Below are 10,444 nucleotides of genomic sequence, written 5' to 3'. Positions count from 1 at the left end.
TCCAGCTCGGCCTTGGCCCGGCGGATCCGCGCCAGCCGCTGCTGCTTGTCGGCCATCCAGTCGGGCGTCTCATCGCCGCGCAGGTCCGCCCCGTGCTCGGCGTCATCGGTCCGGTCCGCATCCTCGGCCGCCTTCAGCCAGGCGTCCACCTCCGCCGCCAGCTTCGCTTCGGTCGTCTTCATGCGCCCATAGCTCATCGCCTTGTGCCGGCTGGCGTTGGCCTTCAGCTTGGTCCCATCGACCGCCACGTGCCCCAGCTTCACCACGGTCCCGAAGAAGATCGCCACGACCCTGCTGCAGCCGCGCGCAATCTATCGAGAATACCTGACAATATCTGCGCCTGACCGGGCTCTCCGGCCGCATCTTCGAGCAGCAGCCCCGACACCGACCGGCCCGCTGCCACGGCAGGCACCTGCCTGGCTACCTCTCCTGGAGAAAACCATGACCGCAGCGCCCTTCGGCGCCGACTACGAATTCAGCGTCGGCGCCACCGTCCAGTTTACTGGCCTCTTTACCCAGGCCGATGAAAGCCCCTGGCCGATCGATGAATATCGCCACGAATGGACGGTTTGGAACGCGAACAGCAGCAAGATTTATACTGGCACCCTCGACAACGGCGGCATCATCATCTCGCCAACTGCGCCGGCCCCGGAGAACAGCTGGATCACCTTCAACATGGGGGAGGCCTCCCCATGCCCCGGCATCTACACTCACGTCTACCGCATACAGCACAAGATGACCGGCGAATACATCGTGCCGCTCGACGGCATCCTCACAATCACAGGGAGCCGCTTCTGATGGCGATCACCTCTCGGGCGCCTGCATCCTTCAAGGTACGGGCACAAGTCGGCTTGCGCGGGCCGCGCGGTGAGACCGGCGACGTTACTCCAGAGGCTCAGGAGGCCGTGTCAAAGGCGCAGCAGTGGGCTACGCAGTCCAACGCCGAGGTTGAGCCAGGCCAGGGCTACGGAGCCAAGAAATACGCCGACGCTGCCGCCCTTGACGCAGACGCCGCACAGACGCAGCGGTTCGCCGCCGAAGCCGCCCGCGATGCCGTTCTAGCTGCTGGCCAAATGTATCCGGACATCGCGGCGGGCCGAGCGACCGTTGCTGACGGCGAGTATTTCAAGGTCATTGGCTCGGGTGATGTGTCATTCTACCTCTACCAGCGCCTCAGCTCCGCAACCGAGAGGCTGATTCTGACCCAGCCAAGCAGCGCGGCTATCAACAAACTCGACCAGAAGGTTAACCTCATCGGAGCCAATTTTTTGCTCGCCGACCCGCCGGACACTGCAGTTATTGGTGGCATCGCCGACGCCGCAAATAAAGTACTCGCTTATATCTTCTCGGATGCCTCGCTGGGCTGGCTCCGGGGACTCCGAGCCGACCCCAACTTCGACCCGGACCTCGGCTTCGGCCCTCTCGTACAGTTCAGCAACGGAGGCATCGTCATTGGCGTCGGCAAGGATGGCAAGATCCGCGCCCGGCTAGATCGTGACAGTGCCCAGCGCGCAATGAGTGCCGTCGCGTATACGACCGACGAGGCCCGCGCGCTGCTGCCTGCGACCTATTGGGGCTCTACCGACCTTAGTGGCTTCCAAGATATCAGCAGAACCTTGACACGAGGGCAAGTATACTATCTTAATAGATCAATAAGTGTTTTGATAAATAGAGATTATCGCCGCGCGGCGCTGGACGAGAGTTGTGTATTCATCGAGTACGTGCCCAGCCATGGGCAGTCGCTTAATCAGGGCACAACGAACGGCGCGCTTCAGCCAACGCTCGGCCATCCGGTCGCCCCGCACAATTCCTTCTGCTTCAACACCGGCACGATTGGTGCATTCGCGCTCGCTGGTGACGGAACCCAAGCTGGCGATGAACTAGATGCTAGTGCGATTACGAGCTTCGAGGCATGTCACGAGAGGCTCACTGCCCGAGGGCTTTCGGAGTCAATGGGCACAGCGCTTATGGGCTCGCTTCTTGAACGTGAGGTCGCTGCTGGAGCTCCGAGGGGCGTTCGCTTTTATATTGCGCACGGCAAGGGCGGCAGGGGCATCGCGGAAATCAACAAGGGCACTGGTTGGTGGGACAATGCGCTCATCTATGCGCAGAAGTTCAATGGTATTGCGTCTAGCTACGGGAAGGCGACCGTCCACCGGTCCTTGCATTTGGAGCAGGGGCAGCAGGATCGCAATTATTTGGGTCAGGGCGCGCAGACCCGCACTGACTATCTCAACGCTTTGCGCCAACTCCGCAGCGACTATGACACCGATATCCGCGAAGGCATCTTCGGAAACGCCCGCCCCATCTTGCTCACCATCGGGCAACTGACCGCGAATGGCGAGATCGAGGCCCCGAACCTTGGTGCGTCAGAGATCTCTCTCGCGCAGCTCGACCTTGTGGAGGAGGACGAGGTGGCCGGACGTACCACGGCGGCGGCCCAGCAGGTCTCCATTACCACCGCCGACTACATGCTGAGGACCAATGTATTTGGATACCTGGCCGGCGGTCCGCACCTCTACCCGGCAGGCTACGACATCAAGGGCGAGTACAAGGCCAAAGTTCACGATTGGGTATTTCGTCAGAACAAGTGGTGGACGGCGCTCCGACCGTCCGGCGCCATTACACGCTCCGGTGCTGTCATCACCATCCCATTCTACGTCCCTGTCCCTCCTCTCATCATTGACACCGCGACGCTGCCCGATTTCACTCAGTTCGGCGGCAAGAATGGCTTCGTGTACCGCGACAGCAACGGTACAAGCACCGTCGCCTCGGTGGCGATTGCAGACGACGGCACCGGGACGGCTCCAGGCAGCACCATGGGCATCGGTAGGGTCCAGGTGACACTCTCCGCTATTCCTACGGGCGCGTTGCCAACGCCTGAATATGCGTACGTCGGCGCTATCAACATGTCCGGTCAGTACAGGGCGAGCGCTTGGGGTAATCTGCGCGACAGTGACAATGATACGTCAAGGTATGTCGCCGGCGTGACTCTCTGGAACTGGAGTGTTATATTTAAAAAGGACGTTACGTGATGGTGTCATTTCTCACTATGTCCGGCGTCAGTACGGACGATACGCTACCTGTACTCGCAAATTACGACGAGAGTATCGGCGAAGATCCACGCTTAATCGGATGGTGGAATTTTGAGCTTTCCCGCACTAGTGTTGCGAGCGGACAGGCGAGCGCTGTCATTCAGCGCGCACCTCTGGGGACACCCAACCTGCGCCTCGTTCAGACTATAACGGCCAAGCAGCCGCAGTATGTTTCGGCTCACGCGGCATTCGGCAATCGGCCTGCGATCTATTTCGATCAAGTTGCCAGTGTCGACACGCTCGTATGCGAGTCCAGTATAATTCCGGTTGATCCAAGCAACGCGTTGCCGGGTGGCGTCGGCGGTGTTCCGGTGGCCACCGCCGAGTGGACAAAGGTCATCATCGGGATGGCAAATCTTCAGACGGCAACCTCATGGATGTGCGGCGGCAGTCCTCAGTCGAACGGCCTGCATCAGATGACGGCGGGCATATCGGGAGGAAATTCGACGTTGGGCAGCCGCGTCGGCACTTCGGGGGCTCAGGCCGCCGCGTCCACCCTGTTCCCCGCCGACACGCCATTCATTGGTATCTGCGCGTGGGAAGGCGACACGGGTACTGTCTCCATCAGCGTTAACGGCGGAACGTGGGCGACGAATACCAACTCCAGTGCAGTCTGCATGGACCCCACATTTGCCCTCATCTACCCGAGTGGATCCGGCACGCCTGTGAAGCTGACCGCTGCGGACGTGCTCCTCTTCAGAGTCTCGCTACACAGGCCCGTCCACGCGGACATGCTCGGCCTCGTTAAGCAGTACGGCCGGGACACATCGAAGCTGACAGTCGCGTAGGTGGCACCGAAGACAAGTCAGCTACGACTCCACAGCTCCCAGCGCATATGCTCTCCCCCAGTGTCTCCCCTCAATCGGACACGGCGTCACCATCGAAAAGAGACCGCTGGAAAACAGCTAAATAATTGCGAAGTGGCTCATCCGGCCTAACTATAGAAGGTGTCTCGTCGCTGTCACAAATGTTGCCCCATGCGCGCGCTCGACCAACCTCGGGGGTGCCCCCCGTGAATGCATATTCCAGAAGGGCTAAGCGCTGTGGAATGCGCTCCAAGCGAATTTCGATATGCTCGGGGCCAACTACGGTAACTGTTTCAATCTTCTCGCCGGTTACCCGAAAGCCGAAGTTCCTTGCCCTTGCGAGTTTCGACAGATGTGGGGCGATAGGAGGCTTTGGCACGTATAGCTCAAGTTGGATCGTTCTGCCGTTCACTACCAAAGACCTAGGTCGCAAGCCGGTCCACTTGGCTCTATCCACAAACAGCGCCTTCCATGCTTTCGCCTGATATTCGCCCAATAGAGCGGTCGCCCTCGGGCGTAAATGAACTGTATCTATCAGCCCAAATACGTCTCCGGCGAAGATATACTTCGGTGTACTAAGGTAGAAATTCGGGTCGGTCTCGACCAAATCCAGCTGTGCCAAGGCGATATCGGAAGCATTATACCTGAAGCTCGCCGCCAGCTGGTCTAATAACAGTGCAACGGGCGCGGTTGACCCCGTCACACGCTGAATGACGGCCTCGTAGTCGCAGCGAAGGCGACGAAGGCTCTCGGCATACCCGCGGCGGTCCGTGTTGTTGCGATCTGCCTCGCCTTGAGTCCATAGCACGGCTGGGATATTGATGTCCCGCGACGATTCCTGCGCGATCCGTGCAGCCCCTGCAACTTCACGCTCGAAATTCGAGAAGGGAGGATTCCCTCGCGAGAGACGGGCGATCTCCCGACCGCCCTTCGCGTGGGTTCGATAAAGAACCGTGTCCCACGAGTTCCCGCCGCGGTCTAGTTCTGCAATCAACCACGCCATTAGCGCAGTGCCGGGCGTCTCGCCATTGTATGAGGAATAGCGTTCATGCGCAGCTTCGACGTTCACAAGATCCGAAGGATTTACCAATTCATCGCCGGCACCACGAGTTCCGCTATTGAACATTAGACCTCGGTCCGTGGGCGGTATTTTCGAATAGATCCGATCGTCTACAGGTAGATACTTCGCCCCGGCCCCTGTTGCTAAGGATTGACCGCCGTGCGGAATGAAGTGTAGCGTAGTACGCTTGAATTTCTCAGGAACGCTTCGAAAAGACTCTCCACGGCTCCATGCAATGTTGCTGCGCAGCTTGCGGGCGGGAGCGCCCGCGTAGATGCTCCGTCCATGTAGGCTCCCGGAGGCAATAGAATTCTGGCCCACGACGGTGCCGCCGCCGATGACGCAACCTTTAGAAACACGTGCTGAGTTGCCAAGCCAGACGTGCTCGTGAATTATAACTGAATCTGGACTATTAATCCGATCGCCAGTGGCTAGATTAAATATACCGTGCCCGTCGGAGGTACGAATCATGACCTTGTCGGCAAACATGCAGTCGTTTCCAACAAGAACGTGAACGTTGTTACCAGTGCAGAACAGCATTCCGCCGCGCCAGGCTAGCTTTCGTCCCAGAACAAGTGTACAATTATTGTATCTAATGCCGAATCGAGCGTTTCGAATTGCCGCGCCGTCGCCAATGGCAATTACTCCGGCGTTGCCATCGATGCCAATTTGCGCTTTCTGCAGCAGGACGCCCTTACCAATTACGATCACATTTCCTGAACCCTTAATAGAGACTTGCGCCGGTTCAACGTTTGAGCCTTCGCCGACTAAGAGTAGATTGCCGTCGCCTATTTCGCGGACGGCTTCAGGGATGATTGGAAGGTCCGCTACCACTCCTTGCTCCGAAATCAGTGATCGGGCGCGGTCAAGCATTGCGCGGGCGTCAGCCGTTGTCATAAACTACCTCAACGTTGGTTTATTGGAGTAATGTACCACCATCGAAACTGTCGGCAATACGAGCCTGAGGTCGGCGTGAGGCGGCTTGGAGATAATTGAGGGGACGGCGGCTTCGGTCGCACGAATGGTTAATTGGGAGGACAAGTTCTGGATCCCCCAGAGCCGCAGACTCCGTATCAATGGCTTCATATTACGACAAAATCGTTGCGCCGCCGCATGCCTTCGGTCAAAGTTTCTGTTCACCTTGCCGACGGCCTGAGCGGGCCCTTTGCATAGCGTTGTCTCTCCAGGTATCGACACGTGCGCTGGGCGCCAACGTGCCCTTGACGGTTCATATATGTGCCGTACAGTTACAATGGATTGGCGCGTTGGGATAGCCGTGAAACAAATCATAGGATCTTTCGGGCGCTCGGCGGCGGCCTTGTTTTTTGCGTTCGCGACGCTCGCGCTGGTGCCATCACCATCCTACGGTCAGAAGCCGGCGCAGCAGCAGGTTTCCGGTAGTCAGTCGGCTGTCGAATTCGGAATCGCCTTATTCGACCCTGTGATCAATGCCGCGCTCGGTCCGACGCCGCGAGTCCCCGACAATTTTACCGGCGCGTTTGCCTTGAATCACGATTTCGAGGAGGGGAGGAGATCTGAGCCGCTGTTCTATCAGCAACGGGTTGGCGGGCGGTGGGTTCAATTGGGCTTGGTGCGCAACGATCCGTCGTTGCGCCATGCCGGCTGGAGGGCGCTCGAATGGGGCTTCAACCTTCAGAGGCCCGACGGTAGCTTCGACGATAACCCGGGATCAGTTCTGGGTACTGTCTCAATCGTGGAGAACGGCGGGTTGGGCTTGCTAGCCGAGCGGCAACTGGGCCTCAAGAGTGATGGAGAAGCGCTGCTCGGCAAATTGACAAAGAGCGCGCAGTACGTTGCGGCTCTTGATTTTCGCACGCATAAGGGGATCCGCGTGTTTTCCCGCTACACGCACCGCTACTGGGTCACAGCGTCGGCCCTTGGAATGGTGGCGGAATTGAACGATGATGAAGTGCTTAGGGCGAAAGCGTATTTTTATGCGCGCGCGGGGGGCGCTAAGCAAGCACCTGATGGCATAAACCCTGAGGGGGGCGGGTATGATATAGGTTACCAAGCGGTCGGACTAATTAGCGCTGCGCGATTCTACACCGTCTGTCAGGATCCGGCGATGCGCGAGCTGGTCCGTGCGATGCTTCTAAAAGGAGCAGCATGGTTGGCTGGGTTCGTGCGTGACGACGGGTCGATTGACGCGGGGCATAGTACGCGGGTGCTTGTAGAGTCCAATCGAAGGGGCGGCCTAAAGCGGCTGCCGCCGCTGCAGGTAGCGTCAGCTTTGGCGTGGTCTGCGCTTATTACCGGGCGGCGCGAGTTCCGGTCCGCGGCGGAGCGCATTGTGGCAGCGCAGCGGATCGCGGTAGATGCAGGAGGGCTGAAGCGAGAACCGCAGCCGTAGCGTTTAATGTGGTCAAATTTTCAATCATCGTCTTCGAAAGTTGTTTGCCCCATTACATATACGAAAAAGATGTAAAGCAAAGCTGCTACGAATAGCGCCGCGCCCATATAGTAAAACTTAAGCACCCGCATGCTCCCGAGCTGACCCCACTGGAACTGATAGCATGGATGGGCGTGCAGGGCGAGATCGGGTACGTGGAAATCGCGATCGTAATGCCCTCGGACCCACGACGCGGGTGAGCTGAGTGCGTCAGGATGCGCGCTGCATCGCTAGCAGGTAGTGCGCCGTGAGCTCCTGGCAGTTGCGTTGCAAAAATTGCAAGCGCAAGCGGCGCTGGCATTTGCTCGTCGGCCCTGACGTCGCGGGGGCTCGGCGATGCCTCCAGCGTTGAAGCGGGGCTGAGTTATGTCGCCGCAGTCCTCTCGCCCCGCCATGGCTGCTGCAGCTCGCGGGAAGTCGGCTGGCAGTCAAGTGGGCATTGGTCACCTGAACCCGTAGCGTAGGCCGGGGCAGAGCGGTTTGGCGAGATTCTTGTGACCTCAGTTGCCCCGATGAAGGGGTCTTGGGCCAATTCGGATGGAGGCGCTTGACGCAAGCTGGCTAATTGCTCCAGCATAGCGATATGAGTGAGCAGCCCAATTCGCCTTATGAGCATCTCCCCGACGTTGCCTTCTGGAGGGCGGGCGTCCAGCGTTGTAATCCGCACTCGATGCTCGATTTGTATCGACCGAAAGCTCCGCTCGGTCGAGCAGACCAAATAGTTACAGCGGGGAGCTGCTTCGCTCAGCACATTGCAAAGCGACTTCGCGGGAGCGGGTACTCGGTGCTGGATGTCGAGCCGGCGCCCAAGTTCCTTTCGGTCGATATAGCTCGAGAGTATGGCTATGGGCTATATTCCGGACGATACGGGAATATATATAGTACCCGACAGTTGCTTCAACTGATCGAGGAGGCTACGGGTCGAGTTGTTCCGGCACACCCGGTCTGGGAGCATAGTGGCCGCTACTACGACGCTCAGCGCCCGAGTGTCGAGCCGTCCGGATTGGATAGCGCGGATGAGGTGGTTGCGCATCGGCAGCGGCATTTGGCGGCTGTTCGGCGGATGCTTCGGTTGGTTGACGTATTTGTTTTTACTATGGGCCTCACGGAAGCATGGTTAGACGCAGATAGCGGCACTGTTTACCCAACAGCGCCAGGAACAATTGCGGGCAAGTATGATCCTGAGAGATTTCTCTTTAAGAATTTTACTTACGGTGAGGTAAAGGGCGATTTTCTCAAGGCGAGGAGATACATCAAGAGATACCGCCCGGATTGTCGCTTTATTCTGACGGTCTCGCCTGTACCACTAACTGCTACTGCAACAGGCTCGCACGTTTTGAGGGCTACAACCTATTCGAAGTCAGTGCTACGCGCGGTTGCTGGTGATCTTCACGAAGAGTTCGATGATATAGACTATTTTCCATCCTATGAAATCATCACGAATCCGGCAGCGCGATCGTCGTTTTTTGAGTCAAATCTTCGGAGCGTTAGTTCCGAGGGAGTCGAGTCGGTGATGCGTGCATTTTTCTCTGCGTACGATGCTGGCGTGGACACCAAAATTGATGTTTCAGCGGTCTCGGGTGCGAGCAATGAACCGGAGGCCGACTTCGCTGACGACGTTGTATGTGAGGAAATGTTGCTGGATGCGTTTGCAAGGTGAAGTGGTGAGGCTCTGTTTCATTGGGAACTCTCATCTGTTGTGTATCAAGCAGGCTCTGGAGGGCAGGAGATCTCCGCTCGTGGGGCGTAGTTTTCTGGCCGCCGGCGGGCAGAGGTTAGCGGGCTTTTCAGTACGCGACGGCGTGCTCGATGCCGGCATTCCAGATGCGCAAATCGTAACTTCGTCCGGGTGCGGTAATATCTGTATAGACGATCATGACGCGTTCATTGTTGTAGGCAATGGATTTGGCGTTCAGCGTGCCTTAAAGGCATTTCAAAAATATCGCACGCTCAGATATGAGCAGCCCAAGCTTAGTTTGGTTTCGTCGGCCCTATTCATCGAGATGATCGCTTATCTGTTGCGGGCTACCGTTGCGACAAGAATTGTTGAGCAGATTCGCAACGCGAGCGATAAGCCCATTTTGGTCGTGCCTCAACCCGCGCCGCATACCGGTATCGGGCGACTACCGCCTGCGGGCGATGAGCGGCAGATGACGCGCTACAAAGAGTGGAAAATAATGTTCGAGAGCGAAGTAGCGGGGTTCTTGAGCGAAGCCTTCAATGCGGGGGCGCGGAAGGCAGTAGGGGCGAGCGTCGGATTTATCCGGCAACCTCAAGTGACCTTTGATGGCTATCTAACCGATGAGCGGTTTAGCGCAAAAAGCATTGGTGATATTACTCCTGGAGCCGTCGTCAAGCGGCCGCACGCATCTGATGTGAATCACATGAATATCGATTATGGCGCGCTTATCCTGGACGCTATAGAGCTAAAGTTGGAAGTATAGATTCGGAGTGGCCATGAGGCGGTCTTATACCAAATCCCGTGATGCGTGACTCGGCGGGGATTCCCCCATCGGCGAACATGTGAATCATGGGTGGCGAACGGAGTGATTCGCCATGCCGATCGCGCTGAGAACAGATTTCGACGCTGACAGCTGCTGGGCCGCGGCAAGGCGGTCGAAGGGTGGCCCGCAGGCGCGACGGCTTTTGGCGCTCGCCGCCATCTACGAAGGATCCTCGCGCGGCGAGGCTGCCCGGATCGGAGGCGTCACCGTCCAGATCGTCCGCGACTGGGTGGTGAAGTTCAATGCCCAGGGGCCCGATGGCCTCATCGATCGCAAGGCTCCCGGCCCGTCGGCGCGCCTGACGCCCGAGCACCGCAAGGCTCTGGCCGCGATGATCGAGGCTGGGCCGACACCGGCCATCCATGGGGTCGTGCGCTGGCGTCTGATCGATCTGTGCCAATGGATCTGGGAGGAGTTCCAGGTGAGGGTCTCCAAGCAGACCTTGAGCCGGGAACTGCGCGCCACGGGCTACCGCAAGCTCTCGGCCCGCCCCCGCCATCACGCCCAGCCCAGCGGGGCCATCGACGCTTTTAAAAAGCCTTCCCCAAGCGCCTGGCGCAAATCGCGCG

8 protein-coding genes and 1 pseudogene are annotated in these 10,444 nt (G+C 58.3%); 7 read left to right on the top strand and 2 right to left on the bottom strand.

Annotated features, from left to right (window positions below; genetic code table 11):
- A pseudogene (locus IEW34_RS08215) lies at nucleotides 1-266 on the bottom strand (IS5/IS1182 family transposase); the annotation flags it as partial.
- Nucleotides 267-441: 175 nt separating this feature from the next.
- Between IEW34_RS08215 and IEW34_RS08210 the strand changes: the two are divergent.
- From IEW34_RS08210 to IEW34_RS08200, 3 genes are read left to right on the top strand one after another with little or no spacing between them, the layout of a single operon-like run.
- Entirely contained in the window at nucleotides 442-798 is a 357-nt protein-coding gene (locus IEW34_RS08210; protein ID WP_188608696.1) for a hypothetical protein, read from the top strand.
- Entirely contained in the window at nucleotides 798-3,035 is a 2,238-nt protein-coding gene (locus tag IEW34_RS08205; RefSeq protein WP_188608695.1) for a hypothetical protein, read from the top strand. The genes IEW34_RS08210 and IEW34_RS08205 overlap by 1 nt, the downstream gene beginning before the upstream one ends.
- Complete coding sequence (locus tag IEW34_RS08200; protein ID WP_188608694.1) at nucleotides 3,035-3,883, top strand: hypothetical protein; 849 nt, start codon at nucleotides 3,035-3,037, stop codon at nucleotides 3,881-3,883. Before IEW34_RS08205 ends, IEW34_RS08200 begins: the two co-directional genes overlap by 1 nt.
- A gap of 70 nt (nucleotides 3,884-3,953) precedes the next feature.
- Here the strand turns inward: IEW34_RS08200 and IEW34_RS08195 are convergent, their stop codons facing one another.
- Nucleotides 3,954-5,858 carry an acyltransferase gene (locus IEW34_RS08195; protein WP_188608693.1) on the bottom strand — a complete coding sequence of 635 codons (1,905 nt, stop codon included), beginning with the start codon at nucleotides 5,856-5,858 and terminating at the stop codon, nucleotides 3,954-3,956.
- Between the two features lie 379 nt (nucleotides 5,859-6,237).
- Here IEW34_RS08195 and IEW34_RS08190 point away from each other — a divergent pair, with 379 nt between their 5' ends.
- From IEW34_RS08190 to IEW34_RS08175, 4 genes are all read left to right on the top strand, one after another.
- Nucleotides 6,238-7,332 (top strand): hypothetical protein, encoded by a 1,095-nt coding sequence (locus IEW34_RS08190; RefSeq protein ID WP_188608692.1) that lies wholly within the window; start codon nucleotides 6,238-6,240, stop codon nucleotides 7,330-7,332.
- 622 nt (nucleotides 7,333-7,954) lie between these two features.
- Nucleotides 7,955-9,031, top strand: a complete 1,077-nt coding sequence (locus tag IEW34_RS08185) for a GSCFA domain-containing protein (RefSeq protein ID WP_188608691.1) — start codon at nucleotides 7,955-7,957, stop codon at nucleotides 9,029-9,031.
- On the top strand, nucleotides 9,015-9,815 hold the full coding sequence (locus tag IEW34_RS08180; protein ID WP_210324471.1) for a hypothetical protein: 801 nt from the start codon (nucleotides 9,015-9,017) through the stop codon (nucleotides 9,813-9,815). Before IEW34_RS08185 ends, IEW34_RS08180 begins: the two co-directional genes overlap by 17 nt.
- Before the next feature lie 202 nt (nucleotides 9,816-10,017).
- Nucleotides 10,018-10,444: helix-turn-helix domain-containing protein (locus tag IEW34_RS08175; protein WP_188608689.1), on the top strand; the 427-nt coding region annotated here is incomplete at its 3' end.

It is taken from the genome of Chelatococcus reniformis (assembly GCF_014640075.1).
In the GTDB taxonomy this organism is placed as follows: Bacteria; Pseudomonadota; Alphaproteobacteria; order Rhizobiales; family Beijerinckiaceae; genus Camelimonas; species Camelimonas reniformis.
This window is presented reverse-complemented; position numbering and strand designations above follow the sequence as displayed.

What these genes read in the sequence shown, in the direction of transcription:
- IEW34_RS08210 (WP_188608696.1), top strand. Translation starts at nt 442, where the DNA reads ATGACCGCAGCGCCCTTCGGCGCCGACTACGAATTCAGCGTCGGCGCC.
- IEW34_RS08205 (WP_188608695.1), top strand. Translation starts at nt 798, where the DNA reads ATGGCGATCACCTCTCGGGCGCCTGCATCCTTCAAGGTACGGGCACAA.
- IEW34_RS08200 (WP_188608694.1), top strand. Translation starts at nt 3,035, where the DNA reads ATGGTGTCATTTCTCACTATGTCCGGCGTCAGTACGGACGATACGCTA.
- IEW34_RS08195 (WP_188608693.1), bottom strand. Translation starts at nt 5,858, where the DNA reads ATGACAACGGCTGACGCCCGCGCAATGCTTGACCGCGCCCGATCACTG.
- IEW34_RS08185 (WP_188608691.1), top strand. Translation starts at nt 7,955, where the DNA reads ATGAGTGAGCAGCCCAATTCGCCTTATGAGCATCTCCCCGACGTTGCC.
- IEW34_RS08180 (WP_210324471.1), top strand. Translation starts at nt 9,015, where the DNA reads ATGCGTTTGCAAGGTGAAGTGGTGAGGCTCTGTTTCATTGGGAACTCT.